This window comes from Nocardia sp. NPDC005825, assembly GCF_040630175.1.
Classification (GTDB): Bacteria; Actinomycetota; Actinomycetes; order Mycobacteriales; family Mycobacteriaceae; genus Nocardia.
On sequence record NZ_JBEXXC010000014.1, the window covers coordinates 94,251 to 119,423 of the forward strand.

At 69.4% G+C, this 25,173-nt stretch carries 24 protein-coding genes; 16 read left to right on the top strand and 8 right to left on the bottom strand.

The genetic code is table 11. The annotated features are described in order from the left end of the window. From ABZ382_RS30320 to ABZ382_RS30330, 3 genes are read left to right on the top strand one after another with little or no spacing between them, the layout of a single operon-like run. Window positions 1–1,017 (top strand): 3-oxoacyl-[acyl-carrier-protein] synthase III C-terminal domain-containing protein, encoded by a 1,017-nt coding sequence (locus ABZ382_RS30320; protein WP_357095953.1) that lies wholly within the window; start codon window positions 1–3, stop codon window positions 1,015–1,017. 13 nt (window positions 1,018–1,030) lie between these two features. Further along, complete coding sequence (locus tag ABZ382_RS30325) at window positions 1,031–2,035, top strand: aminotransferase class I/II-fold pyridoxal phosphate-dependent enzyme (protein ID WP_357095955.1); 1,005 nt, start codon at window positions 1,031–1,033, stop codon at window positions 2,033–2,035. Continuing rightward, the gene (locus ABZ382_RS30330; protein ID WP_357095957.1) at window positions 2,035–2,541 is read left to right on the top strand and encodes a MarR family transcriptional regulator; all 507 of its coding nucleotides are present in this window, start codon (window positions 2,035–2,037) and stop codon (window positions 2,539–2,541) included. Before ABZ382_RS30325 ends, ABZ382_RS30330 begins: the two co-directional genes overlap by 1 nt. A gap of 6 nt (window positions 2,542–2,547) precedes the next feature. On the opposite strand, the gene ABZ382_RS30335 is transcribed toward ABZ382_RS30330, so the two are convergent. Both ABZ382_RS30335 and ABZ382_RS30340 read right to left on the bottom strand, forming a co-directional pair. After that, window positions 2,548–3,567: an alpha/beta hydrolase gene (locus tag ABZ382_RS30335; protein ID WP_357095960.1), complete on the bottom strand. Its 1,020-nt coding sequence runs from the start codon at window positions 3,565–3,567 to the stop codon at window positions 2,548–2,550. A gap of 101 nt (window positions 3,568–3,668) precedes the next feature. Then, window positions 3,669–4,379: a Mut7-C RNAse domain-containing protein gene (locus tag ABZ382_RS30340; RefSeq protein ID WP_357095963.1), complete on the bottom strand. Its 711-nt coding sequence runs from the start codon at window positions 4,377–4,379 to the stop codon at window positions 3,669–3,671. A 332-nt stretch (window positions 4,380–4,711) separates the two neighbouring features. Between ABZ382_RS30340 and ABZ382_RS30345 the strand changes: the two genes are divergently transcribed. From ABZ382_RS30345 to ABZ382_RS30380, 8 genes are all read left to right on the top strand, one after another. Then, the gene (locus ABZ382_RS30345) at window positions 4,712–4,912 is read left to right on the top strand and encodes a hypothetical protein (protein WP_357095966.1); all 201 of its coding nucleotides are present in this window, start codon (window positions 4,712–4,714) and stop codon (window positions 4,910–4,912) included. Between the two features lie 196 nt (window positions 4,913–5,108). Beyond that, window positions 5,109–6,647, top strand: coding sequence for a condensation domain-containing protein (locus ABZ382_RS30350; RefSeq protein ID WP_357095968.1), 1,539 nt, complete (start codon window positions 5,109–5,111; stop codon window positions 6,645–6,647). 50 nt (window positions 6,648–6,697) lie between these two features. Then, window positions 6,698–7,987: a nucleotide disphospho-sugar-binding domain-containing protein gene (locus ABZ382_RS30355; RefSeq protein ID WP_357095970.1), complete on the top strand. Its 1,290-nt coding sequence runs from the start codon at window positions 6,698–6,700 to the stop codon at window positions 7,985–7,987. Then, window positions 7,984–8,958 (top strand): ATP-binding cassette domain-containing protein, encoded by a 975-nt coding sequence (locus ABZ382_RS30360; protein ID WP_357095973.1) that lies wholly within the window; start codon window positions 7,984–7,986, stop codon window positions 8,956–8,958. Before ABZ382_RS30355 ends, ABZ382_RS30360 begins: the two co-directional genes overlap by 4 nt. Next, window positions 8,955–9,788 (top strand): ABC transporter permease, encoded by an 834-nt coding sequence (locus ABZ382_RS30365; protein WP_357095976.1) that lies wholly within the window; start codon window positions 8,955–8,957, stop codon window positions 9,786–9,788. Before ABZ382_RS30360 ends, ABZ382_RS30365 begins: the two co-directional genes overlap by 4 nt. A 13-nt stretch (window positions 9,789–9,801) precedes the next feature. Continuing rightward, window positions 9,802–11,154, top strand: coding sequence for a hypothetical protein (locus ABZ382_RS30370; RefSeq protein ID WP_357095979.1), 1,353 nt, complete (start codon window positions 9,802–9,804; stop codon window positions 11,152–11,154). 93 nt (window positions 11,155–11,247) lie between these two features. After that, entirely contained in the window at window positions 11,248–12,255 is a 1,008-nt protein-coding gene (locus ABZ382_RS30375; RefSeq protein ID WP_357095981.1) for a diiron oxygenase, read from the top strand. 92 nt (window positions 12,256–12,347) lie between these two features. Continuing rightward, complete coding sequence (locus ABZ382_RS30380) at window positions 12,348–13,850, top strand: NAD(P)/FAD-dependent oxidoreductase (RefSeq protein WP_357095984.1); 1,503 nt, start codon at window positions 12,348–12,350, stop codon at window positions 13,848–13,850. A 72-nt stretch (window positions 13,851–13,922) separates the two neighbouring features. Here ABZ382_RS30380 and ABZ382_RS30385 read toward each other — a convergent pair whose 3' ends face one another. Beyond that, on the bottom strand, window positions 13,923–14,630 hold the full coding sequence (locus tag ABZ382_RS30385) for a hypothetical protein (RefSeq protein ID WP_357095987.1): 708 nt from the start codon (window positions 14,628–14,630) through the stop codon (window positions 13,923–13,925). A gap of 61 nt (window positions 14,631–14,691) precedes the next feature. Next, entirely contained in the window at window positions 14,692–16,251 is a 1,560-nt protein-coding gene (locus tag ABZ382_RS30390) for a carboxylesterase family protein (protein WP_357095990.1), read from the bottom strand. Window positions 16,252–16,318: 67 nt separating this feature from the next. Between ABZ382_RS30390 and ABZ382_RS30395 the strand changes: the two genes are divergently transcribed. From ABZ382_RS30395 to ABZ382_RS30405, 3 genes are read left to right on the top strand one after another with little or no spacing between them, the layout of a single operon-like run. After that, window positions 16,319–17,617 carry an ROK family transcriptional regulator gene (locus tag ABZ382_RS30395; protein WP_357095993.1) on the top strand — a complete coding sequence of 433 codons (1,299 nt, stop codon included), beginning with the start codon at window positions 16,319–16,321 and terminating at the stop codon, window positions 17,615–17,617. Window positions 17,618–17,647: 30 nt separating this feature from the next. Further along, window positions 17,648–18,997 (top strand): M20/M25/M40 family metallo-hydrolase, encoded by a 1,350-nt coding sequence (locus ABZ382_RS30400; RefSeq protein ID WP_357095995.1) that lies wholly within the window; start codon window positions 17,648–17,650, stop codon window positions 18,995–18,997. Then, window positions 18,994–20,517 carry a YfcC family protein gene (locus ABZ382_RS30405; protein WP_357095998.1) on the top strand — a complete coding sequence of 508 codons (1,524 nt, stop codon included), beginning with the start codon at window positions 18,994–18,996 and terminating at the stop codon, window positions 20,515–20,517. The genes ABZ382_RS30400 and ABZ382_RS30405 overlap by 4 nt, the downstream gene beginning before the upstream one ends. Here the strand turns inward: ABZ382_RS30405 and ABZ382_RS30410 are convergent. Then, window positions 20,514–21,098: a TetR/AcrR family transcriptional regulator gene (locus tag ABZ382_RS30410; RefSeq protein ID WP_357096001.1), complete on the bottom strand. Its 585-nt coding sequence runs from the start codon at window positions 21,096–21,098 to the stop codon at window positions 20,514–20,516. The genes ABZ382_RS30405 and ABZ382_RS30410 overlap by 4 nt on opposite strands. A gap of 67 nt (window positions 21,099–21,165) precedes the next feature. Here ABZ382_RS30410 and ABZ382_RS30415 point away from each other — a divergent pair, with 67 nt between their 5' ends. Continuing rightward, window positions 21,166–22,482, top strand: a complete 1,317-nt coding sequence (locus ABZ382_RS30415; protein ID WP_357096003.1) for a family 1 glycosylhydrolase — start codon at window positions 21,166–21,168, stop codon at window positions 22,480–22,482. A 4-nt stretch (window positions 22,483–22,486) separates the two neighbouring features. Here ABZ382_RS30415 and ABZ382_RS30420 read toward each other — a convergent pair whose 3' ends face one another. Together ABZ382_RS30420 and ABZ382_RS30425 are read right to left on the bottom strand one after the other, a co-directional pair. Continuing rightward, complete coding sequence (locus ABZ382_RS30420) at window positions 22,487–23,479, bottom strand: LLM class F420-dependent oxidoreductase (protein WP_357096006.1); 993 nt, start codon at window positions 23,477–23,479, stop codon at window positions 22,487–22,489. 104 nt (window positions 23,480–23,583) lie between these two features. Continuing rightward, a complete protein-coding gene (locus tag ABZ382_RS30425; protein WP_357096009.1) occupies window positions 23,584–24,048 on the bottom strand; it encodes a MarR family transcriptional regulator in 465 nt (154 codons plus the stop codon). 83 nt (window positions 24,049–24,131) lie between these two features. Between ABZ382_RS30425 and ABZ382_RS30430 the strand changes: the two genes are divergently transcribed. Further along, on the top strand, window positions 24,132–24,455 hold the full coding sequence (locus ABZ382_RS30430; RefSeq protein WP_357096012.1) for a rhodanese-like domain-containing protein: 324 nt from the start codon (window positions 24,132–24,134) through the stop codon (window positions 24,453–24,455). An 85-nt stretch (window positions 24,456–24,540) separates the two neighbouring features. On the opposite strand, the gene ABZ382_RS30435 is transcribed toward ABZ382_RS30430, so the two are convergent. Continuing rightward, entirely contained in the window at window positions 24,541–25,125 is a 585-nt protein-coding gene (locus ABZ382_RS30435) for a helix-turn-helix domain-containing protein (RefSeq protein WP_357096015.1), read from the bottom strand. Window positions 25,126–25,173: the final 48 nt, after the last annotated feature.

A 25,173-nucleotide genomic window follows, 5' to 3' on the forward strand; every position in this document is an offset into this window, starting at 1 on the left:
ATGAGCGCCGACACCGTGAGCCTGCTCGATGTCGCCGGGTACCTGCCCGAGACCATCGTCTCCGCCGACTATTTCGCCCAGTACGCCGACCCGGACGAGGTCACCGCGAACCTCATGTTCAAGGCCCCCAAGTTCCGCCGCCATGTCGCGCCGGGCGAGACCCCGGCCGATATGGCCGAGCGCGCGGTCGCCCCGATCCTGGACCGGCACGGCCGGGACGTGTTGCGCGGCATCGACATTCTGATCGTGCACACCCAGCTGCCCGACATCGGCATCGTCGGCAGCGGCGGGGATGTGGCGGCCCGGCTCGGCATCGCCCCGGAGTGGCTGATCGACCTGCACAACGGCGGCTGCGCGTCGTTCGTGTACGGCATGAAGCTGGCCCGCCAGATCCTGCTGTCGTCGGACGCCCGCTCGGCGCTGGTGGTCACCATCCAGAACGTGGCCGGTCAGGTCTTCACCCAGGAGCAGGTGCGGGGCAAGGCGCAGGCCGCCATTCCGGGCGACGGCGCGGGCGCGGGACTGCTGGTGAAATCCGGTGATTCGCCGATTCTCGATATCGAGACCCGCCACCTGCCCGAATTCGCCGGGCAGATGACGGTGATCGCCGACCCGCCGCGCCGCTACTGGGAGGCCGGCAGCGGCGAGATGCATGTCGGCTTCACCGAATCCAAGATCGCCAAGGTGTTGCAGCGCGGCAACCGGCTGGTCCCCGAGGTCGCGTCGGCGGTGTGCGGCCGGATCGGCGTGCCCACCCAGGACCTGGACTTATTGGTCACCAATCAGCCCAATAGAGCCTTCCTGCGCAATTGGCGGGACGCCCTGCAACTGCCGCAGGAACGGCATCCCGACACCTTCGACGACTGCGGAAACCTGTTCGGCGCGGGCATTCCCGTCACCTTCGACCGCGCGGTCGACGAGGGCCGGGTGCCGGCCGGATCGCTGGTCATGTTCGCGGGCTTCGCGCACGCGGGCGATTTCGCGGGGGCCGCCGCCCTCCGCTGGGGCGGACGCTGAGCGGGGCGGCGCCGTGAGCCCCCTGGTGACGGCCGGACATCGGCTGCAGCTCAACGAGATTCCCTACGGCCCGCCGCCCTCGGTGCAGGAGGCGCTCAGCGCGGCGCTGGCCTCGGCCAACCGGTATCCGGAATTCCTGCCGCGCCGCCTGCCCGGGCTGATCGCCGAACGGCTCGGCTGCCCGCCCGATCGGATCGTGGTGGGCGCGGGCGCGACCGGCGTGATCATGCACATCGTCCAGGAATTCGGCGCCGGTGGCGCCGAGGTGGTGATGGCGACGCCCACTTTCGACGGATTCCCCATCCTGACCAGCATGGCGGGCGGGCGGCCGATCGCGGTGCCGCTCACCGAGTCCGGGTGCCAGGATCTCCCGGCGCTGGCCGCCGCGGTCACGGCGAGAACCCGGCTGCTGGTGGTCTGCAGTCCGCACAACCCCACCGGAACACTGGTTCCGGCAAGGGAATTCGAGAATCTCCTGAAGGAAGTTCCGGACACCGTCACCGTGGTCCTCGACGAGGCGTATGTGGACTTCGTGTCGGACACCGATCGCATCGACGTGTTCGAGCTGTTGGATCGACATCCGAACCTGCTCGTCCTGCGCACCTTCTCCAAGGCGTACGGTCTGGCCGCGCTGCGGGTCGGTTACGCGCTCGGGGCCCCGCGGCTGATCGCGCGAATCGCCCGCTGGCAGTTGCCTTTCGGCATGACCGCGCTGGCCGAGGTGGCGGTGCGGGCCTGCTACGAGGCCGAATCCGAGATCGAGGCGCGGGTCGCGACCCTGGCCGCGCACCGCGACCGGCTCACCACCGGACTGCGCGCGCTCGGCCTCTCGGTGCCCGACAGCTACGCCAACTTCTCCTACCTGACCCTGCCCGGCCCGGAGGCCGATCGGGTGGCGACCGCGCTGGCGGGCGCGGACATCCACGTCAAGTCCTATCCCACCGGTATCCGCATCACCGTCGGCGATCGGGCGGCCACGGACGCCGTGCTCGTCACGGTCCGCAGTACAGTGCAGTAATGCAAGAACATCCGCCTTCCGCACCCGCTGGGGCCGGAGCGGACGAGGAGATCGATTACGCGCTGCTCTCGCTCAATGCCCAGCTGTGCTTCGCGCTGTACTCCACGTCGCGATCCATGACCGCCGCCTACCGGCCGTTCCTGGACGATATGAGCCTGACCTACCCGCAATACCTGGTGCTGCTGGCGCTGTGGGAGCGTCCCGGCATCGCCATGAAGGACCTGGGCGAACAGGTACACCTCGACTACGGCACGCTCTCCCCGCTGGTCCAGCGACTACAGGCGCGCGGCCTGGTGGAGAGCGTGCGCAGCGCCACCGACGGCCGGGCCGTGGTCCTGCACGCCACCGAGTCCAGCCGCGAACTCCAGCAGGGCGCGCAGCAGATGATCCGCACCGTGCTGGATCTGGTGGGAGTTCCGGTGGAGGACATCGAAGTCCTGCGCGACCAGGTCAAGGCCCTCGGTGCGCGCCTGGACGCCGCCGCGGCCGCCGCCCGCGCCCGCTGACCCCCGTCACCGCACGGAGTCGGCGAGCGCATTGCGGTCCACGCTGAAGTAGGTCTTGTCCTCGCGCAGCAGCCAGTCCGGACCGACGAAGTAGCGGGCGGCGTCGGGATCGCCGAAGCCCAGGTAGCGCAGCCACGCCACGGCGGTGCCGGACGAGCGATAGGCGTCCGTCCCGTCGACCGGCGAGAAGTGGCTCACGCCACGGGCATTCGCGATCCAGGCCGGGGCGTTCCAGGTCAGGTTGTACTGCCACCACCGCACCCAGGCGAAGTCCGGGACCACGAAATCGTTGACGCCGGTGAGATACAGCGTCGGGACGGTCAGTAGCGGGCCGAGGGCGATCGGCCCGGGTTCGATGGCCAGTACGCCCGCCACGTGCAGGGCCGGATCGATGAGGCCCGCCACCGGGGTCAGCATGGGCACCAGCTGTTGCGCGGCCCCGCCGCCGGCGGAGTGCCCGGCGAACACGGTGTGCGCGAGGTCGACCTTGCCGAACAAGGGCGAGGCCGGATCGCGGTTCGACCAGATCCCCAAGGCCAGGCCCGCGGCCGGGACATAGGCCAGCGAGTTGAACCACTCGTAGGGGATGGTGACGACGAAACCCTGGCCGGCCCACTGCCGGGCGAGCCGGTCGTACATGCCGGGATTGGCGTCGATGCCGCCGGTCAGCACGATCAGCGGGGCACTCGGCAGCTCGGCGATATCGGCCGGGTAGTAGGTGTTCACACCGGCGGGGGAGTCGAGGCCGTTGGGGAAGGCCGCGGTGCAGGTCAGGTCGTCGGTATTGCCGAAGATGTGGACGGCCACGTTCTGGACGAAGCCGACGATCGACGCCTGGCACGGACCGACCTGCGCGTTCGTCGCGACGGGGTGCGGGCCGGTGTCGCCGTAGCGGGACTGGGCCGTCGGTTCCGGACCGGGCGGATCCTCGGCCGAAGCCGTTGCGGCCGTCCATGATCCGGCCGCCAGCACGACCGCCGTGAGTGCCGCCGCGAGCGCGCGCCGACCCACCCGAATCCTCCGCATCGAGGTCCCTCCGTTCCCTGCACCGGCCGGACTGTGTGAGACCGGTCAGTGTCAGAGGAGCGTAGGCGACTGTGGGCCAGGACACAACGGTCCTGGATCGATCAGGCGAATTTGGCCAATGCGTCGGCCACGATGGCGTCCAGCCGCGCGTGGTGCGCGCCCTTCCAGTAGGTCTGGCCGCAGTCGACGCACTCGGCGAAGGTGTCGTAGCTCTGGCCGGTGTTGTCGGGCAGGCGGTCGCGGACCGTGGCCGGGTCGGCGGGGCGGAGCGCGCCGTTGCAGGAGGTGCACCGGGTCCACGGGGCCAGGCGGGGGGCGAAGCGCGACAGGATGTCGTCCAGCTGCTCGGCCGGGTGGTGGCTGTAAACGTAGGCGCCGGAATAGATTTCGCGACGCCGCAGCAGGCCGCGGTCGCGGGAGAGCAGGACCCGCTGCTCGGCGGCGGAACGGGAGGCCAGCGCGGCGTCGCCGATATCGGGATTCTCGTAGGCCGCATCGATTCCCAGCAGGCGCAGGCGGCGGGCCAGGGTACCGAGATGGATGTCGAGCAGGAAGCGCAGCGGCTCGGCGCACACCTGCGGGCGAGCCACGGCCGACACGGTGATCTTCTCGCCGCCGCGCGGAATGTGGCCGGTGGCAGCGGATTCGCCGTCCACCAGGACCGTGCCCACCTCGGTGAGCGGCACACCCAGCGACTCCACCACGTGCCCCAGCGTCGAGGTGCCGTCCACCCGGACCGGCGTGCGGTCCCGCTGACCGACGAACACGCGCAGCTCCGGCGCGAACTCGACGGTGATTTCCCCTGCGTTCACCAGCCCAGGATCCCAGAAATCGGGTACCCGCGAGCAACTCGTTTTCCGCCCGGGCCCTGGCGGCGGTCGGCGGCCGAATGTGAAGTGGAGGCGAATTCCACCGGTGCAGTGGCCTGAAGCACAGTGGAAGGGTGTGAGAACAGTCCGTTAACCAATTGTTTGCGATCAGGCTGGTTGCGGAGTTGGTCGGTAGATGATTTTCTTGGGATCGCAGGTCATCTACCCATCGGGTGAAAATCCTCGGCAGCGTCGCCAATCGCAATTCGGACCTGTCCACCCAAGTCGCCGCTCTCGGCGCACTTGTCCTGATGAAGGTGAAAGGAAATCGGGCCATGTCTGCATTCCGATCGGCTCGTGCGGCCGCAGTCCTGCTGGCGGGAATCGCCGTGCCCCTGCTCGTGCCCGTCCTGGCCACCGCCGCACCAGCGGGCGGTGACACCCCTGCCGGTGTGAGCCCGGCCCCCGAACAATCGATATTGCCGCAGCTCGGAACCGGTAGCGCCGCCGTGGGCACCGGGTCCGCCGGGAAATAGTGCTCGACAGCACAGTTGGCGGGGGGATTCCGATGTGCCGAATCGCCGTCGACCGGCATATCACCATTCAATAGCTTCTAATTCGCCGGATAGCTCAGAAACGGGTTCGATCGCGCTGGTTTCGCGCACCGTGAATTATTTACGGAAATCGAACGGCCGCACCGGCACCGGCGAAGTCTCGATGAGGGAGACGGTCATGGATTACACCCACCTATCCGAATTCGCGGTACGCCCGGGCGCACTCACCCTGTGGCGGGCCGAACTGGCCCCCGGCGCGGCGTGGACCGCCGACGCCCGGCCCCTGACCAGCGTGCACGTCCGCCACTGCCGGGCGACGGACGCCGCGGACCCGCGACCGGGCCGGGGCCGCTGGATCGGAACCATCTTCGAAATGGACGCGCCGTTCCACGCCGCGCACTGGCGCGAGACCACGCGCCGCTGGCACGTCCGCCACGAGGGCCTGCGCACCACCTTGGCCCGCCACGACGTCCCCGAACCCGAGCGGCTGGTCTGCGCGGCCGCCGACGTGGACGTCACCGCCGAACCGATCCACGGCGTCACCGGATCCGGCGCGATCAACGAATACCTCACCGCCACACTGGAATCGAAACTCTCGCCCCTCCAGTGGCCGCACTGCCTGCTCGCCACCGTGGAGCACGCCGACACCGGTGACTTCACCGTCCTGGTGGCCGCCGACCACTCCGTCCTGGACGCCTACTCGCAGGCCATCGTCATCCTCGAACTCCGCGCCCTGTACGCCGAGGTCACCCGCGGCGAGCCGCCCCGTGAATCGCCGACCTTCGGCAGCGCCGCGGACTTCGCCCAATGGGAACGCGACACCGCCGCCGCCCTCACCCCCGACTGCGAAGCGGTCCGCTACTGGCAGCGCTTCCTCGACGGCTCCGGCGGCATGCTGCCCCGCTTCGAACCCGCGATCACCGCCGAGGGCAGGGCGAGTGTGGTTCCCGGCGTGGGGACGGGCACGGTCGTCGGCGGGGGCGAGCCGGCAGCGCTCCCGCAAACTTCGGTGTCGCGAAAGCTGTTGTCGCTCAGCGACCTCGAGCAGGTGGAACGCGGGGTGACCGAGCGCGGCCACCGCCTCTCGGTGGCGGTCTTCACCGCGCTCGCCATCGCCTACCGCCGGGCCTTCGGCTACATCTCGCTGCGCGCCATCATGCCCATCGCCACCCGGCCCGACCTGCGCTGGCTCGAATCCATGGGCTGGTTCGTGAACGTCGTCCCGCTCGACCTCACCCTCGCTCCCGACCTGGATCTCGACTGCGCCCTGGAGTCGACGCGTACGGCCCTGCGCCGCTCCCGTACCGCTAACGACGCCACCTGGGCCCGCGTCCTGGAACTCCTGAACTGCACCGACGAGCCCCGCTTCGGCATCTCGTTCCTCGACATCCGGGCCCTACCCGACCACGAACTCGTCGAATCCCTGCGTGGCCACACCCTCCGCTCCGAGTCCTACTCGCCAGACGAGGTGTTCTTCTGGATCGTCCGAGCCACCGACGGCCTCCGCCTCTCCACCCGCTTCCCGGCCACCTTCCCGGAGGTCGAGATGGACCGCTTCCTCGCCGAATTCACCCGCGCCATGCGCGAATTCGCCGGTCCCGGTGACCACGGTGACCGAACGGCGGCCGCGCGAGCGCCTTTCGCGCTTCCGCCGACCGTGCACGACCGCGCGCCCGCCCCTGTGCCCTCGCGGGTCCCGACTCCGGCGCAGGTGTGACGCGTGGACGCGCTCGGGGAGTTGTCGAGCGACAGGATGCGGAGGGCGACATGAAGATTCTGCTCGCTTTCGCCGGGAGCCGGGGTGACGCGCAGCCCGGCGTGCTGCTCGGCCGCGAACTGCTGGGCCGCGGTCATGACGTAACCGTGGCGGTATCGCCCAATCTGGTGGAATTCGCGGAGCGCCGCGGCGTTCCGGCCGTGCCCTTCGGCCTCGACAGCGACGAACTGCTGCGCGCCCAACGGGATGATCGGCGCTTCCGGCACCCGAACCCGGTCCAGCGCGTGCGCGCCGTGCTGGATCTACAACGTCGCGGATTCGCCGAAGCGGCAGGTGATCTGCTCGCTGTCACAGGTGGGCACGATGTCCTGGTGACCGGCATGGCGTGTGAGGAAGCCGCCGCCGAAGTCGCCCGCGAACACGGTGTTCCGCTCGCGGCCATGCATTTCTTTCCCATCCTTCCCAATGGCAGCGTCCCGGTGGTGCCGTCGGGGTGGGGTGGGCGGATACCGCGCCCCGTGAACCGTACGGGTTGGCGAACCCTGACCGCCGCCCGCGCCCGGGCGCTGGCTCCCTGCGCCCTCGCCTTCCGCGAGTCGGCCGCCCCGGCGGGCGAGAGCGGGCGGAAGATCCCCTCGTACACGGCGATCCAGGCCTACGACCCGGAACTGTTCCCCGGGCTGGCCGGTGAGCTGCCCGACGCGCCGTTCACCGGGTTCCCGGTGGCTGCCGACGGCGTGACCACCGCCGGGCTGGACCCCGAGCTGGCCGAGTGGCTGATCGCGGGCCCGGCTCCGGTGTACGCGGGGTTCGGATCGATGCCGGTCGCCGACCCGGTGGCGGTCGAGGCCCTGGTCCGGGAGGCCGGTCGCCGCATGGGACTGCGAGTTCTGTTGGTGGGAACGATGTTTCGTGGCCGGATCGGCGATCAGCTCGCCGTGGTCGGTCAGGTGGACCATCCGGCCGTGCTGCCCCTGTGCGTCGCGGCCGTGCATCACGGCGGGGCCGGAACGACGGCGGCCGCCCTGCGCGCGGGCGTGCCCTCGGTGATCTGCTCGGTGCAGGCGGACCAGCCGTACTGGGGCAGGCAGGTGGCGGCGCTCGGATTGGGAGCCACCGCGACCTTCGCGGGTCTGACCGCGAATCGGCTGGAGCGGCTGCTGATCCGGGCGACCGCGCCGGAGGTTCGGATGCGGGCCGCGGTCTACGGTGCCCGGTTCCGGGACGACGGCGTGCGGCGGGCGGCGGATGTCGTCGAATCGCTGTCGCCGGAGCGGCCGCGGGCAGTCCTCGATCCGGGGGAACTATCGGCTTCGACCATGATCGGAGGTGTGCGATGAGCGGTGAGATCGCCATCGAGACACGGGGACTCGGCAAGAGTTTCGGATCCATGACCGCGGTGGACGCCGTCGACCTGACGGTTACCGCGGGCACGGTGTTCGCGCTGCTCGGGCCCAATGGCGCGGGGAAGACGACCACCGTGCGGATGCTGGCCACCCTGCTGCGGCCCTCACACGGCACCGCGACGGTTTTCGGGCACGATGTCGTGTCGCAGGCTACCGCGGTGCGGTCGATGATCGGTCTCACCGGCCAGTACGCGGCTGTGGACGAGAACCTGACCGCGTGGGAGAACCTGCGCCTGTTCGGGCGGCTGCTCGGCCTCGGCCGGCGCGGGGCGCAGGATCGGGCCGCGGAACTCCTGGACGAGTTCGAGCTGACCGCCGCCGCTGACCGCCGGGTGGGATCGTTCTCGGGCGGCATGCGGCGGCGGCTGGATCTGGCGGCGACGCTGATCACGGTGCCGCCCTTGATCTTCCTGGACGAGCCCACCACCGGCCTGGACCCGCACACCCGCGAACGCATGTGGTCGGTGGTGCGCGGCTTGGTCGGGCGCGGCGCGACCATCCTGCTCACCACGCAGTACCTCGAGGAGGCGGACGCCCTCGCGGACCGGATCGCCGTCATCGATCACGGCACCGTGGTCGCCGAGGGCACGGCGGGGGAGCTGAAGTCCTCCATCGGCGAGGAGATGCTGCGCCTCGACCTGGCCGATCCCGCGCAGCGCCCGCTGACCGACGCTGTCGTTGAAAGACTCACCGGCACTGCGCCTCTGCACGGCGACAACCCCGCCACCGTGGCGGTGCCGCTCACCGATATTGACGCCGCCGCCGACATCGTCGCCGCCTGCCGCGACGCCGGGATCCGCCTGCGCGGCTTCGGGGTCGAACGCCCCGACCTGAATTCGGTGTTCCTGGCGCTCACCCGGCGCCCGGCCCGCACCACGCCTCCGGCCGAAAGGCGGACCGCATGACCGTCCTGTCCGACACCCCGGTGCTGCTGCACCCCACCGCCCGCATCGCCCGGCAGCCGCGCCTCACCCGGGTCGGCCTGCGCGCGGGTCTGGCGCAGTCGCTGTTCATGGCCCAGCGCGGCCTGCTGACCTTCCGGCACAGCCCGCAGCTGCTGTACGACGCCGTGCTGTTGCCGATCGTGGGTCCGCTGCTGTTCGGCAGCGTCTTCGGCAAGGCCATCGCGGGCAGCCTGGACGCGTACCTGCCCACGCTGATTCCCGGTGTGCTGGTGCAGATCGTGCTCACCTCCTCGGTCGCCATGGGAGTCCAGTTGTCCGAGGACATCCGCTCGGGCGTCTTCGACCGCTTCGTCTCCATGCCGATCGCCCGCTTCGCGCCGGTGGCCGGCGGCCTGCTGGCGGGCGCGACCCGCTACGTCATCGCCGCACTCATGGTGCTGCTCGTCGGCTTGGGCATGGGCTACCGGCCGGACCACCCCTTGGGCCTGGTGGCGGGCGCGGCCCTGGTGGTGTTCGCGACCACCGCCATGAGCTGGCTGTTCGCCTTCATCGGCGTGACCGTGGCCAAACCCGCCGCCGTGCAGGGCATGTCGATGCTGGTGCTGACCTTCGCCAGCTTCGCCTCCAATGCCCTGGTCCCGGAGGCGGCCATGCCCACCTGGCTGCGCCATGTCTCCGACTACAACCCCGTCTCGCATCTGGTGGCGGCGGTGCGCACCCTGGCCGAGTCCGGTTCGGTCGGCTCCGACTTCGCCTGGTCGGTGGGTTCCGCGCTCGTCGTCGCGATCGTCTTCGCGCCCTTGACCGTTCGCACCCTGCGTGCCCAGTGATCCGGAGATCGTCATGCCCGCAGTGCTGAACCGGCTCACCGCCGACGACGACCTGTTCCTGAAACTGCACGACCTGTACGGCAACGCGCTGGTCAACCAGCTGGCCTGGCGCTTCGACGAACCGCTGGATCCCGTTGCGCTGGAACGCCTGCACGCGCACCTCGCCCACGGCTTCCTGGCGCGGCGGGTGATGACCACGTCGGTGCCCTTCGCTCGGCCGTGGTGGGTGTCGGCCGCGACGGCGGAACCGCTGGCCGTGCACCAGCGGCCGGTACCCGAAACAGGGGTCCTGGATTGGCTTTTCGAACAGAGCAAGGTGGAGTTCGACCCGGTGACGGGCCGGGTGTGGCGACTGTCGGCCGCGCCCACCACCTCCGGGGGCACCCTGCTGTCCCTGGTCACCTCGCACGTGGGCGCGGACGGCGGCGCGGTGCTCTACGCGCTGGGTGACGCGCTGCGCCGCCTGGACGCCGGGGACGCGCCGGATATCGCGACGAGTTCGGGTCGTCTGGTGGGCTCGATCCCCACCGGCGGCCTGTTCCGCGCGCACCTCGCCGACGCCGTCGGCCAGCTGCGCGCCGCCGCCCGCGGTGTCCGCGCCGCGTTCGAGGCCCGCGACGTCCGCGAGCCCGACCGCAACCCGCGCCCCGCCGCACCGCGGCTGCCGCTCCCGGAACGCCACTCCGCCGCCGACCTCGTCGTGGAAGTCGATGCGGCCGAATGGAATGCCGTCGCCGCCGCCCACGACGGCACCGACAACGGCCTCATGGTCGGCGTCGCCGTCGGCCTGCTCGGCCGTAGCGGTCGGATCGAGGACGGCGCCGAGGTCCGGGTCGACATTCCGCAGTCTTTGCGCGGCCTCGACGATCCCCGCGGCAATGCCACCACCGGCCTGCCCATCGCCGTGCCCTACCGCGCGGGCGTGCGCACCGATCTGCGTCAGGTCCGGACCGCCGTCAAACAGGCGGCCCGCGCCTACTCCGATCCGGCCACCACCCCCGCGCTGCAACACCTCCAGCCGGTCCAGATGATGCTGCCGAAGTTCGTCCTGGGCTTCTTCTCCCGCACGGCCAAGGCCCCGGAGTGCCTGTGCACGAATCTCGGCGCGACCGGTCAGGGCGTGGCGACCATCGCGGGGGTACGCGCCCGCTCGGTGCTCATGCGCCCGGTGGTCTGCACCGCCGACACCGATCTGTTCCGTCGTGTGGAGGTGGGCCTGAACCTGTCCTGGTCGAGCGACGGCGACACGGTCACCCTCGCGATCACTGGTGCGGATCCGGATCGTTTCCCGACTCGGGAAGCCCTTCGCGAGCTGGTCGGAGCCGAATTCGAGGCCTGGGGACTGCGTCCGCTCTTCTGGAGTTGAACCCTACTGGTCGGTACCTGTTGACGCGGCGCCAATGTACGCGTAACCATGGATTACAGATACTTAGGTCCATTTCCGAAAGAGGCTCTGACAATGACGTCAGCACATGCGACGGACGACCCCACGGTCGCGCTTGCCCGGCAGTACGCCGACAAGCTCATGCTGCTCTCGCAGGGGTCCGTCGACAAGAATTTCGATCCCTTCACCGATATCGATTGGGACCACCCCGATTTCGAGGTCAAGGCCGACGACAAGCGCTGGATCCTGCCCGTCTCCGGTGACATGTTCGCCCGGCATCCCTGGTATCAGGCCCAGTCCGAGGCGCGCAAGATCGCCATCGGTCTGTGGCGGCAGGCCAATATCGCCAAGGTCGGCCTGCAGTTCGAGACCCTGCTCATCGGCGGCATGGTGCAGCACACCTTCAAGCTGCCCAATGGCTCGCCGGAGTTCCGGTACTGCACCCACGAGGTCATCGAGGAGTGCAACCACACCCTGATGTTCCAGGAGATGGTGAACCGCATCGGGATCGACGTGCCCGGCATGAGCACGATCCTCAAGCAGCTCACCTACCTGGTGCCGCCGCTGGCCTCGGTCTTCCCGAATCTGTTCTTCATGGCCGTGCTGTCGGGCGAGGAGCCGATCGACCATATCCAGAAGGCGATCCTGCGCGCCGGCGAGGACATCCACCCGATCATGCGCGGCGTCATGGCGATTCACATCGCCGAGGAGGCCCGCCACATCTCCTTCGCGCACGAGTTCCTGGAACACCATGTGCCGCAGGCGAACCCGTTCGACAAGTTCGTGCTGTCGCTGGCCTTCCCGATCGTCATGTGGATCGGCGGCCGGGCCATCCTGGTACCGCCGCGCGCCTTCTTCCGCGAGTTCGACATTCCGAGCGAGGTTCGCAAGGAGGTGTTCTTCGGCTCCGATGACTCGAAGGAGGCCTTCGCGGGCTTCTTCGGTGACGTGCGGTCGCTGGCCAAGAAGATCGGGCTGCTGAACCCGGTGTCCAAGCGGGTCTGGAATGCCCTCGGCATCGGCGGCCCGACCACCCGCTACCGCTCGGAGCCGGATCGGCCGGGCCAGGTCCGCGCGGCCTGACCCAGCCGATGGTAGACGTTACCGCGAATAACATGTAATACTCGGTACGCCCGGACGCCGGTGTCCGGGCGCGACCAGAAGCGAGTTCCCCCATGACGCGGCATGTCGACGTACTGATCATCGGCGCGGGCCTGTCCGGTATCGGCATGGCCTGCCACCTGACCAGGGAGAAGACCGGGCGCAGCTACCTGATCCTGGAGCGCCGGACCGCCATCGGCGGCACCTGGGACCTGTTCAAGTACCCCGGTATCCGATCCGACTCGGACATGTACACCTTCGGCTACGGCTTCCGGCCCTGGCACGGCACCAAGGTGCTCGCCGACGGACCGCACATCCGCCAGTACATCGAGGACACCGCCGCCGAATACGGCGTCACCGACCACATCCGCTTCGGTCGCAAGGTCACCAAGGCTTCCTGGTCCAGCGACGACAGCATCTGGACCGTCGAGGTGCTCGACGAGCGCACCGGCGAGACCGAGACCTACACCAGCGACTTCTTCATCGGCTGCACCGGCTACTACGACTACGACAACGGCTACCGGCCCACCTTCCCCGGCGAGGAGAGCTTCGGCGGCCGGATCGTGCACCCGCAGCACTGGCCCGAGGATCTCGACTACCAGGGCAAGAAGGTCGTCGTCATCGGCAGTGGCGCCACCGCCATCACCCTGATCCCGGCCATGAGCAAGGACGCCGCGCACGTCACCATGCTGCAGCGTTCGCCCACCTACATCGCCGCGCTGCCCGCCGACGACCCGGTCGCGGTCGGCTTCAAGCTGGCCAAGATCCCCGCGGCCATCGCCTACAAGGCGGGCCGCGCGCGCAATATCGGACTGCAGCGGGCCAGCTACCAGCTCTCGCGCACCAACCCGAAGCTGTCGGCCAAGCTGATGCTGGCCGCGGTGCGCGCGCAGGTCGGTCCCAAGATCGACATGAAGCACTTCACCCCCAGCTACAACCCGTGGGACCAGCGCCTGTGCGTGGTGCCCAACGGCGACCTGTTCAAGGTGCTGAAGCGCGGCGAGGCGTCGATCGCCACCGGCGCCATCGAGACCTTCACCGAGAAGGGCATCCGCCTGTCCTCGGGCGAGGAGATCGAGGCCGACATCGTGGTCAGCGCGACGGGCCTCACCGTGCAGATGCTCGGCGGCGCGGCGCTCGAGGTGGACGGGCAGACCCTCGCCACCCGGGATCTGGTGGCCTACAAGGGCGCGCTGCTCGGCACCGTCCCGAACATGATGGTGATCCTCGGCTACACCAACGCCTCCTGGACCCTCAAGGCCGACCTGGCCGCGGAGTACTTCTGCCGCCTGCTGAACCACATGCGCGACAACGGTTTCAGCGAAGTGGTCGCGGTGCCCGAGGAGGGCGACCGGTCCGAGGCGTCGCTCATGGGCGGCGCGCTGACCTCCGGCTACATCCAGCGCGGTGACGGCGTCATGCCGCGTCAGGGCACCCGGGGGCCGTGGCTGGTGATCAACAACTACTTCCGCGACCGCGCCATGCTGCGCAAGGCTCCGCTGGAGGACGGTGTGCTGCGGTTCCGCCGCGGCGCCCACAAGGCGGCTCCGGTCGCGGCCGAAACCCGTTCGGCCTGATCGGATTCCGGATCTCGAACCCGGCCGTGCAGGGTGCGGCCGGGTTCGTCATTTCCGGGGCGTCGTGCGGTCCTAGACCGGCTGGAAGCCGCTGCCGACGCCCTTGCCGGCGTCGACCGCGGCGCGCACGGTGTCGAACGCGACGGCGATGACGGGGGAGTGCAGCGGATTGTTGGCGTCGGTGCAGCTGAACCGGAGATTGCGGGTGTCGCTGATCAGCGGTGCGGAGATCATGCCGACCAGCTTGTCGCCCATGGTGACCGGCGCGCCCGAATCGCCGTAGCTGGAGCAGGCCTGCTCCAGCAGCCCCACCGGGCTCGACGTCCACACCACGCCGCAGGCGTGCCCGCTGGTCCGGCCGTTCTGGCACACCACGCTCCAGGCGGGCGGCGTCGGCGCGAACCCGGCGATGGTGGTGCCGTCGAACGAGCGCAGCGGGGTGACCGCGGCCGGATCGAATTCGATGACCGCGTAGTCGAGCTGCGCGTCCGCGGCGCGGACCACCCCGACCACCCCGGCGTCGGGGAACTGCTCGCCGTGTACCGGGGTGCCGGCCTCGGCGCAGTGCCCGGCGGTGAAGCCGACCAGTCGCCCGGCGGCGTCGTAGCCGATGGTGGTCAGGCTGCACTTGGCGGTGTGGCCGCCCTGGCCCAGCACCAGCCCCGAACCGCCGCCCAGCGCGGCCTGCGTGTCACCCGGCGCGGCCTGTGCGGCCGTGACGGTCGACAGCCCACAGGCCACGGCCACCGCGGCCGGTGCGATCCAGCGCTTCACCTGCATTGACCGACCCACCTATCCACGATTCGACTCGACGCGTATTGCTCCACGGTAGCCCGCGGGATCAGCGCAGCCAGATCGGGCGTTGTGCGGCGAAGGGATCGGACTGGACGTGCGGCGAATCCGACCAGATCATGGTCTCGCGCCGGTCGAGAGTGTAGCGAGGCCAGCCGGCGCCCGGGTCGGCGTTGCTGATGAAAGCGACCCACGCCCGGTGAATGGCATCGGCCAGCGCCTGCGGCGGATGCTCACCGGTCACCGCGGTCACGCCTTTCGCCCGCAGCAGGTCGAAGGCGAAGGGGACGTCGAGGCAGTGGAACGACATGCCCTGATACTCCGAGGCGTTCGAGGTCCAGGTGAACTCGTACAGCCAGGTGGGCTGCCCGTGGCCCGCCCGCATCTCGGCCACCCGGTAGGACGGCATCCGGATCACGGCATCGCTCTGCGCCTGTCCCGCAAGCTGATCCGCCGACAGCCCCGGGTAGGCGAGGTGCCAGTCGGCGGCATGGGAAGCGTCGAAACCGAGCGCGCCGAGGGCGGCGGGCAGCGTGGTATCGGTGACCGGCGGCCGTTCCCCGGCCAGCGGCGCGGCATTGAACTCGTGGGCGGTGAAGCCCAGCATGAGCGGAACATCCTGGTCCGCACCGGATTTCAGCACGTCGGCACTGGTGGCCGGGATGAGTGTGCCGTCGGCCCACGGGGCCAAGCCGAGCAGGGTGGCGGCGCTGCTGTCGGGTCCGGGCATGCGCAGCTTGTCCTGGAGGTCCTGCAACCCGGACTTGCTGAGGTCCCGCAGCGCCGCGGCGGTGGCGGGCAGGCCGGTGCGCTTGGTGAACAGGGCCGACATGGCCAGCGCGGTGGCGCGATCATTGGGCTGGGTGACCGCGCCGGACTCCGAAATGCCCGCGCGGAAAAGACCTTTCGCGGACGGGGTGTTCATGAGCGCCCACACCGCGCCGCCGCCCGCGGACTGGCCCGCGATCGTCACCTTCGCCGGATCCCCGCCGAACGCGGCGATATTGTCGCGCACCCAGGCCAGCGCGGCGATCCAATCCAGCACGCCGCGATTGTCGGGAGCATCGTCGAGATGCAGGAAGCCTTCGATGCCCAGGCGGTACCCGACCGACACCAGTACCACGCCGTCGCGATTGAACGCGGCGCCGTCGTACCAGGGGCTGGCCGGGCTGCCCGCCACGAACCCGCCGCCGTGAATCCACACCAGCACAGGCAGTTTCGCGTCCGGATCCGGCTTCGGGGTGAATACGTTCACCGTGAGGATGTCGTCGCCGGGAATCGACGGCTCCGGAATCGCGGTCACCTCGGACAGCTGCTTGACCTGAGCGGTCGGACCGTACGTGGTGCAGTCCCGGGTCTCGGCCCACGCGGCGGCGGGCACCGGCGCGGCGAACCGCAGCGCGCCCACCGGCGGCTGCGCGAACGGGATGCCGAGGAAGGCGGCGCCGGTTTCCCGCCGCACGCCGCGCACCGCTCCTGCCGCGGTGGTCACGACCACCGTCTCCGTCGGCTTCTCGGACTCCGACGTCCCGCGTGCGCACGCCGCCGTGAAGGCCAGCGCCCCCGCTCCGAGCAGCAGAGTTCGTCGTCCGATCCGTTCCACGCCCATGCCAACCTCTGATCCCGAATTAACGTCAACACTTGAAATAATTACCTGACACCATAATCTCGATCCCGTGGATCCCGTACCGCCCACCCGACGGCCCGCCGCCCCCGGCGGCCCGACCGTGTCGCCCCCGACCGACGCGGCCGCCATTCGCCGTCGCAACCTCGGGCTGGTGTTGGGCCACCTCGCCGACCACGGCCCCTGCCCGCGCACCGAGGTGGCGGCCGCCACCGGACTGGCTCACGGTTCGGTCACCGCCCTCGTCGCCGATCTCGCCGACCGCGGCCTCGTCGCCGAGGACGACGCCCAGCGTTCCGGCGCTCGCGGCCGCCCCGGCCGCCCGCTGCGACTGGTCCCCGGTCGCGCCGCCGTGGCCGCCATCCAGGTCACCTCCGAACAACTCCGCGTGGCGGTCTGCGACCTCGCTGGAGGCATCATCTGGCGTGACGCCATCGCGCACGACCTCGCTCCCGGCACACCCCGCGCCATGGCCGCCGCCATCGCGTCCATCATCGCCCGCGCCACCGCCACGCTCCCCGAATCGGTTCCCGCCCCCATCCTCGCCCGCGCGGTGATCGCCATGGCCGGCCCGGTCCTCGACGACCCCGGCCAAACCGTGGTGGTGGCACCGAATTTCGGCTGGCTCGAATCGGTCCCCCTCCGCGACCTGATCGCCGCCCACCTCCCGGCCCCCGCCGTGGCGATCGACGTGATCAACGACGCCAATGCCGCCGCCCTCGCCGAATTCCACGCCCGCCCTGGCGATTCCCGCGGCCTGGTCCTCATCGAGGCGGGCACCGGCATCGGCGGCGGCGTCGTCCTCGACGGCCGCATCCACACCGGCAGCCACGGCATCGCCGGCGAACCCGGCCACGTCCCGGTGGCCATGTCCGGCCCCGACTGCGTCTGCGGCGCTCGTGGCTGCCTGGTCACCTTCGCGGGCCCCGAAGCGGTCCTCGAATCCGCCGGCCTCACCGCTCTACTCCACAGCCAGGGCCTGCACGCCGCCCACTCCGAACTCCTGTCGATGCTGAGACAGTCCGCACCCCAAGCACTCTCGGCAATGGACGCCGCCGCCGCTGCCATCAGCACGGCGATTCTCTCGATCACAGCCCTCCTCGATACCGACGAAGTCGTCCTCGGCGGCCTGCTGGCGGACTGGTTCCCGTGGATCGCGCCGACCATCGAGAATCATCTCCGTGGCCGCCGGGCCCTGGCGCCCACACTCGGACTTCGGATCGCACCCGCGGTGCTCGGCGACGACGCCATCCTCGTCGGCGCCCTCGGCTTCGCCCGCCGCGCGGTCCTGGCCGACCCCGCAGTGGTCCCGCCGCTGCCGATTCTGCGTGTCGCTGAAGATTCGCGGTGAACTGACGCCGGGCGGTGGTTCGATGGCGGAATGGACCTGCGCCAGGATCTGAGCGGTACTGTCGACGGACTCATGCCGGAGTTGAAAGCACTGCTCGGACAGCTGGTGGAGATCCCGTCCATCGCGTTCCCGGACTATCCGAAGGAGAACGTCCAGCGGGCGCACGATCTGGTCGCCGAGGAGTTGCGGAAGTCGGGGGTGGGGGAGATTCGGGTGTTGGATCTGCCCGACACCTCGCCGGTGGTGTACGGGCGGATTCCGGCTCCGGAGGGGGCGCCCACCGTGCTGTTGTACGGGCATTACGACGTTCAGCCGTCGGGGGACGAAAGTCAGTGGCACACACCGCCGTTCACGCCCACCGAACAGGATGGTGCGATCTACGGGCGGGGTGCGGCGGACTGCAAGGCCAATGTGGTGGCGCATATCGGGGCGTTGCGGGCGTTCGGGGGCAGGCCGCCGGTGGGGGTGACGGTGGTGATCGAGGGGCAGGAGGAGTACGGGTCGGTCTTCGACGACTATCCGGCCGAGCATCCGGAGTTGTTCGCGGCCGACGCGTTGTTGATCTGCGATGCGGGCAATATTCGCGCGGGGCAGCCGACGCTGGTGACCGCTTTGCGTGGGGTCGCGGACGTGTTCGTGGAGGTGCGCACCCTGGCCGCGCCGGTGCATTCGGGGCAGTTCGGCGGTGCGGCGCCGGACGCGCTGCTGTCGTTGATCACCGCGTTGGCCACGCTGCACGACGCGGACGGGAATGTCGCGGTGCCGGGGCTGCGCCGCGATCACTGGACGGGCGCGAACTACACCGACGCCGAATTCGCCCGGGTGACGGGGATGCGGCCGGGGATGCCGCTGCTCGGGACCGGTCCGATCGGTGAGCGGATCTGGTACGGCCCGGCGATCACCGTCATCGGGTTGGACGCCCCGCCGACGAAAACCGCTGCGTCCGCCGTGGTTCCGTACGCCAAGGCGTACCTGAACGTGCGCGTGCACCCGGAGCAGGACCCGGCCGAGGGGCAGCGGGCCGTCATCGAGCATCTGCGGAAGGCCGAGCCGTTCGGGGTCGAACTGGAGGTGACCGGCGGCGATATCGGCACCGGATTCGCCGCGCGCACCGACGGTCCCGCGTACGCGGCCATGGGGGAGGCCATGACCAAGGCGTGGGGTGTCGACGCCATCGATTCGGCCATGGGCGGTTCCATTCCGCTGACCAATTCCATGGCCGCCGCCAATCCCGGTTCCGAGGTGCTCATGCTCGGTGTCGAGGATTCCGAATGCAATATGCACGGCTTCAACGAGCGGGTGCTGCTGAGCGAGTTGCGGAATGTGGCGCTGGCCGAGGCCGAGTTCTTCCAGCTCTTCGCGGACCGGATGCGCGCATGAGCGAGACCGCGACGATCGAGGACGCCCCGAAGCCCGTGCGGCACAAGAAGAAGCGCGGCTTCCCGTCCACGTACACGATCCTGGCCGGAGTCACCCTCGCGGTGTGGCTGGCGGCCTTCGTGATTCCGCCGGGCGCGTACGACCTGGACGCGCAGGGCCGCCCGATCGCGGGCTCCTATCACCGCATCGCGGACGCCAAGGACTTCTCGGCGCGCATCCGGGACCTGTTCCTGGCTCCGGTCAACGGCCTCTACGGCATTCAGGACCCGAAGACCTCGCAGGTCGCCCCGGACCTGAGCGGCTCGCTGTACGGCGCGGCCGCGGTGTTCCTGTTCGTGCTCGCGGTGGGCGCGTTCATCACCGTCGCCTTCGCCACCGGCGCGCTGGACAGCGGGATCGGACGCCTGGCGTTCAAGCTGCGCAACCGGTCGATCCTGCTGATCGTCGGCATCATGGTGGTGTTCGCGATCGCCGGCACGGTCGAGGGATTCGCCGAGGAGACCCTGGGCTTCTACGCCCTGCTGGTCCCGTTGACCCTGGCCCTGGGCTACGACCGCATGACCGCGGTCGGCGCGATCATCTCGGGCGCGGGCATCGGCGTGCTGTGTTCGACGGTGAACCCGTTCGCCACCGGCACCGCGTCCTCGGCGGCGGGCATCGCCATCGGGGACGGCATCGTGTTGCGCCTGGCCATGCTGGTGGTCCTGACGACGGTCACCGTCGCCTACGTGATCTGGTACGCGCGCCGCGTCAAGGCGGATCCGAGCAAGTCGTGGTCCGGCTGGCAGCCCGGCGACAGCGAGGTGAAAGCCGATGAGCACGAACCGGATCCGATGACCCGCCGTCAGGTGTCGGTGCTGTGGCTGGTCGGCGTCACCTTCGCGTTCATGATCTTCTCGATCATCCCGTGGGGCACCGTCATCAAGGGGCCGGACGCGAAACCCTACAGCTGGGAACTGGGTTGGTATTTCCCGGAATTGACCGCACTGTTCCTGGTCGGCGCGATCGTGGTGGGTCTGGTGGGCGGCCTGGGCGAGGCCAAGATGTCGGAGAACATCGGCAAGGGTTTCAGTGATTTCGTGGGCGCGGGCTTCGTCATCGTGCTGGCTCGCGGCGTCACGGTGATCATGAACAACACCCAGATCACCAGCACGGTGCTGCACGCGCTGGAGGGCGTGGTGTCGGGCACCTCGTCGGCGGCGTTCGCGGTGGCGGTGTTCCTGGTGAATGTGCCGCTGGCGTTCCTGATCCCCTCCACCTCCGGGCACGCCACGCTGGCCATGCCGATCATGGCCCCGCTGGCCGACTTCGCGCACGTGCCGCGGTCGCTGGTGGTGACAGCCTGGCAGTCGGCGTCGGGCTGGGCGAATCTGGTGACGCCCACGACCGCGGTGGTCACCGGTGGTATCGCGCTGGCCAAGGTGCGCTACGACCGCTACGTGAAGTTCATCGTCCCGCTGATGGGCATCCTGTTCGTGCTGATCGGCGTGTTCCTGGCGATCGCGGCGTGGCTCGGCTAGCCGACGTCGGGCTCGACGCCGGTGAACTGGGTCCAGCACTGCCGTAGGTAGAACTCCATGTCGATGGTCGGGTCGATGAGCCACCGCGCTTGCAGACCGTCGGTGAGAGCCATGAACGACGTCGCCATCACGTCGGGGTCGACGGCGGACGGGACTTCTCCGGCGCGCTGCAACCCGCGGATCAGTTCGGCGAAGGCGGCGGTGCCGAGTTCGTAGTGCACCCGCATGTATTCGTGGGCGGGATGGTTGGGGTCGGCGGCCGCGGCCTGCATGTGGGTGAACAGTTCGATGAGTCCGGGGACCTGGGTGTTGTGGCGGATGAGCCGGATCAGGGCTTCGGGCGTGGCCTCGTTCAGATGGGCGGCGGCGTCGACCTGATCCCGCTTGAGCAGCACCGCGACGAACAGTTCCTCCTTGGAACCGAAGTAGTGCAGCAGCCCGCTCTGGCTCAGCCCGACGGCCTCGGCCAGTTCGGCCACCGAGGTCGCGAGGAAGCCGCGTTCCGCGATGGTCTTCAGGGCGGCTTCGAGGATCTGCTCCCGCCGTTCGATGCCCTTTCCGTAGGGTCCGCGTTTCGCCATCGCTCGAGTCTAAGGGGATTGTGAGAGATCCTTGTCCGTCAAAACCGAGCGGTGTACGGTTTTCGACATGCGCTTCCGCCGCCCCACCCTCGCTCTGCTGGTCATGGCCGCCTCCGCTGGAATGACCGTGACCGCCGCACCCGCGTTCGCCCGGCCCGAGCCGCCCGCCCGAATCGCGCCGCTGGGCCCGGATTTCCTGTGGGGCGTCGCCAATTCCGGTTTCCAGTCCGAAGGCCATGCGCCGGACAGCAATTGGTCGCGATACGCCGCCTCCGGGCAGACCGAGGACGCCTACCGCGACTCGATCGACTTCTACGACCGCTACGAGTCCGACATCCAGCTGGCAAGGCAGCTCGGGGTGAAGGTGTACCGGATCAGCGTCGAATGGGCGCGCGTGCAGACCCAGCCGGGGGTGTGGGACGAGGACGGACTTCGCTTCTACGACAAGGTGATCGGCGCCATCCGCGCCGCCGGAATGCGGCCCATGCTCACCCTCGACCACTGGGTGTACCCCGGCTGGGAGGCCGATCGCGGCGGCTGGAACAACCCGGACATGGTGTCGGACTGGCTCGCCAACGCCCGCACCGTGGTGGATCGCTACGCCGCCGCCGATCCGCTGTGGGTGACGTTCAACGAACCCACCATGTACATGCTCAACGAGCTTCGGATGGGCGCTGTGTCCGCGGCCGCCATGCCGGTCATGCAGGATCGAATCGCGCAGGCGCACAACACCGTCTACGACTACATCCACCAGGTGCAGCCGGGCGCGATGGTCACCAGCAATGTCGCCTACCTGCCGAGTATCGAGGACGCGGTGGACGGGCCGCTGATGAGCCGGATCGCGGCCAAGCTGGACTACATCGGGATCGACTACTACTACGGCATGTCCCCGGACGCCCCGTACTCACCCGATATCGCCTCGCTGTGGAAGAACCCGCTCCAGCCCGAGGGCATCTACTACGCGCTGGACCATTACGCGCGCGCCTTCCCCGGCAAGCCGCTCTACATCGTCGAGAACGGCATGCCCACCGAGAACGCCGCGCCCCGCGCCGACGGCTACACCCGCGCCGACGACCTGCGCGACACCGTCTACTGGGTCCAGCGCGCCAAGGCCGACGGGATGAACGTGATCGGCTACAACTACTGGAGCCTCGCCGACAACTACGAGTGGGGTTCCTACACACCGCGATTCGGCCTCTACACGGTCGATGTCGAGACCGATCCGACCCTCACCCGCCGGCCCACCGACGCGGTCCCGGCGTATACCGCCATCACCGGCGCGGGCGGCGTTCCCGCCGGCTACCGTCCGACCCGCGAGCCCAAGACCTGCTCGCTGCTGGACGCGCCGTCGAGCTGCACCGACCCGGTCGTGCTGCCGCGCTGACCCGTCAGCGCAGCGCGGGAATCACCTCACGCTCGAACAACTCCGCACCCGAGGTGTCGTAGGCGGTCTCGGGGAAGTAGTGGATGGAATATCCCAGCCCCAGATCCTTGACCCGCGAGAGCCGTTCGACGATCTGCTCGGGCGTGCCGACGGCGGGGGAGTTGCGGAACAGATCCTTCACGTGCTGGGCCGCGCCCTCCGCGCCGACGAACGGGGTGAGCCGGGACTCGAGCTGCGCCAGCCGCTCCTCGACCTCGGCCTCGGTCGCGCCGACCAGCGTATTGAAGTTGGAGCTGCGGGTGATGGCGTCGAAATCCGTTCCGACCGCGGCGCAGTGGCCGCGCAGCAGCTCCGATTTCTGCGCGAAGGTCTCCGGGTCGCCCGCGAAGTTGGTGTACCGCGCGTACTTCGCCGCGATCCGCAGCGTCACCTTCTCGCCGCCGCCCGCGACCCAGATCGGAATCCCGCCCTCCTGCACGGGAAGCGGCCGCACGATCGCGCCGTCTACCCGGTAGTGCTTGCCGTCGAGGGTCGCCTTCCCCGTCGTCCAGGCCTGCTGGAAGATCTGCACGCCTTCGTCGAGCCGGCCCAATCGCTCACCGGCGGACGGGAATCCGTATCCGTATGCGCGCCATTCGTGCTCGTACCAGCCGCCGCCGATGCCCATCTCCACGCGTCCGCCGGAGATGAGGTCCACGGTGGCGGCGACCTTGGCCAGGTAGGCCGGGTCGCGGTAGCTGACGGCGGTGCACATCTGCCCCAGCCGGATTCGCGAGGTGCTCGCGGCCAGCGCCGACATCAGCGTCCACGCCTCGTGGGTGGCCTCCTCGGTGGGTACGGGGACGGTGTGGAAGTGGTCGTAGACCCACAGCGATTCCCAGGCGTCCCCGGAATCCGCGCGCGTGGCCAGGTCCCGCATCACTCCCCACTGCGCGGCCGGGTCGATGCCGACCAGGTCGAGCCGCCAGCCCTGCGGGATGAAGATGCCGAAGCGCACGAGATGTCTCCTCTGTTCGAATCCGGTCCGATCGAATCGATTCCGGCATCCACTGTTCCCGTCACCCCGCCCGGCGGCAACCGTTCTGCACAGCCCGCGCCGAACTACGGCGTGCCGCCCTCGGGCCCGGCGATATCGGCCGGGGCCAGCACTTTCCGCAGCGCGGACGCGAGGGTCTCGAGCTCCTTCGCGTCCAGCTTCTCCCCGAAGCGCCGTTCGATGCCCGCGAGATAGTGCGGCGCGGACTCCCGGAATCTCCGCCGGCCCTGGTCGGTGATGGCCACGAACGCCGACCGTCCGTCGTCGGGATTGGCTTCGCGCCGGACCAGCCCCTGCATCTCCATCTCGGTCACCAGCCTGCTCACCCGGGTGCGGCTGAGCACCACCCGTTCACCGAGATCGCTCATCCGGAGCCGGTGCGGCGCATCGAGTTCCAGCAGGACGTCGTACCAGCTCAGCGGCAGCCCGGTGGCGCGGCGCAGTTCGGCGTCGAGCTCGGGCACGAGGAGGGCGTGGACCTGGAGCAGGGCGGCCCAGGCGTGCACGGCCGAATGGGATCGGGAGGACACCGCCCCATCGTAACCCAGTTGCGTGCGCGCACACCTAAGTAGTAGCGTGCACACGCACATAAATTTCCGTGAAAGGAACTCCCATGACCGCACTCATCACCCGCGAGGAACTCGCCCAGGAAATCGCCGCCGGAACCGTCACCGTGCTCGACGCCCTCGGCGGCACGTACTACGCCACGGCGCATCTGCCCGGCGCGCTCGCCCTGATCGAGGCCGACGTGGAAACCGAAGCGCCGCGCCTGCTTCCGGACCGCGACGCCGCCATCGTCACCTACTGCTCGAACGCGGCCTGCCCCAACAGCCAGAACGTGGCGACCAAGCTGGAGCGCCTGGGCTACACCAACATCCGCAAATACCGCGACGGCATCGAAGACTGGACCGAAGCCGGCCTCCCCACCGAAAACTGATCCCCCCACTCCGCCGAGCGGCACGCCGTGGAGGGGATTTGTCTGGTTATGCCGCCATAATGTGCCACTCGGCGGCTCGGGTGGGTTAGTCCTTGACTGTGATGGACAGGCGGGGGCGGGTGGGGTTGTCGGGTGAGACGCGCTCCCAGACGGCATCGAGCATGGGTGCCAGGAGGAGTTCGCCGAATTGGCGGAGTAGGACGGCCACGATCTGGTCCGATTCCGGTTTGTCGGTCGAGGCCAGGCCCGCCGCGCGGAGTCCGGCGACCTCGCTGCGGGTCAGTTCGACCACCGCGTCCAGCAGGTGGATGCGGGTCTCGGAGGGCTCGAGCAGTGACCGGCGGATGTAGTTCACCACGGCGGGGTTGGCGTGCAGCATGTTCCGCACCGCTTCGTCGCGGGCGGAGGCGACCTCGGCGTGGGTGCCGGTCGGTGGGATCGAGGCGACGGCCTGTGCGAAGTATTCGACGACCAGTTTGTCGACCGCGTCGCGCAGGCCGTCCTTGGTCTTGAAGTGGTGCTGAACCAGCCCGAGGGTCACGCTGGCCTCGGCCGCGACCGCGCGCAGCGACACCCGGGAGTCGCCGTACTGGGCGAACAGGTCCATGGCGGCGTTGCGGATGCGGGCCTTGGCGGTCAGGTCCTCATTGGTGGCTCGTGGGTTCAGCATCGCCCCTCAATTTAGCGGTTCCGGGCCGTGTGCCCGGTAATTGATGTG

Coding starts and splice junctions, on each gene's coding strand:
- ABZ382_RS30320 (WP_357095953.1), top strand. CDS start 1: ATGAGCGCCGACACCGTGAGCCTGCTCGATGTCGCCGGGTACCTGCCC.
- ABZ382_RS30330 (WP_357095957.1), top strand. CDS start 2,035: ATGCAAGAACATCCGCCTTCCGCACCCGCTGGGGCCGGAGCGGACGAG.
- ABZ382_RS30335 (WP_357095960.1), bottom strand. CDS start 3,567: ATGCGGAGGATTCGGGTGGGTCGGCGCGCGCTCGCGGCGGCACTCACG.
- ABZ382_RS30345 (WP_357095966.1), top strand. CDS start 4,712: ATGTCTGCATTCCGATCGGCTCGTGCGGCCGCAGTCCTGCTGGCGGGA.
- ABZ382_RS30350 (WP_357095968.1), top strand. CDS start 5,109: ATGGATTACACCCACCTATCCGAATTCGCGGTACGCCCGGGCGCACTC.
- ABZ382_RS30355 (WP_357095970.1), top strand. CDS start 6,698: ATGAAGATTCTGCTCGCTTTCGCCGGGAGCCGGGGTGACGCGCAGCCC.
- ABZ382_RS30360 (WP_357095973.1), top strand. CDS start 7,984: ATGAGCGGTGAGATCGCCATCGAGACACGGGGACTCGGCAAGAGTTTC.
- ABZ382_RS30365 (WP_357095976.1), top strand. CDS start 8,955: ATGACCGTCCTGTCCGACACCCCGGTGCTGCTGCACCCCACCGCCCGC.
- ABZ382_RS30370 (WP_357095979.1), top strand. CDS start 9,802: ATGCCCGCAGTGCTGAACCGGCTCACCGCCGACGACGACCTGTTCCTG.
- ABZ382_RS30375 (WP_357095981.1), top strand. CDS start 11,248: ATGACGTCAGCACATGCGACGGACGACCCCACGGTCGCGCTTGCCCGG.
- ABZ382_RS30380 (WP_357095984.1), top strand. CDS start 12,348: ATGACGCGGCATGTCGACGTACTGATCATCGGCGCGGGCCTGTCCGGT.
- ABZ382_RS30385 (WP_357095987.1), bottom strand. CDS start 14,630: ATGCAGGTGAAGCGCTGGATCGCACCGGCCGCGGTGGCCGTGGCCTGT.
- ABZ382_RS30390 (WP_357095990.1), bottom strand. CDS start 16,251: ATGGGCGTGGAACGGATCGGACGACGAACTCTGCTGCTCGGAGCGGGG.
- ABZ382_RS30400 (WP_357095995.1), top strand. CDS start 17,648: ATGGACCTGCGCCAGGATCTGAGCGGTACTGTCGACGGACTCATGCCG.
- ABZ382_RS30405 (WP_357095998.1), top strand. CDS start 18,994: ATGAGCGAGACCGCGACGATCGAGGACGCCCCGAAGCCCGTGCGGCAC.
- ABZ382_RS30410 (WP_357096001.1), bottom strand. CDS start 21,098: ATGGCGAAACGCGGACCCTACGGAAAGGGCATCGAACGGCGGGAGCAG.
- ABZ382_RS30415 (WP_357096003.1), top strand. CDS start 21,166: ATGCGCTTCCGCCGCCCCACCCTCGCTCTGCTGGTCATGGCCGCCTCC.
- ABZ382_RS30430 (WP_357096012.1), top strand. CDS start 24,132: ATGACCGCACTCATCACCCGCGAGGAACTCGCCCAGGAAATCGCCGCC.
- ABZ382_RS30435 (WP_357096015.1), bottom strand. CDS start 25,125: ATGCTGAACCCACGAGCCACCAATGAGGACCTGACCGCCAAGGCCCGC.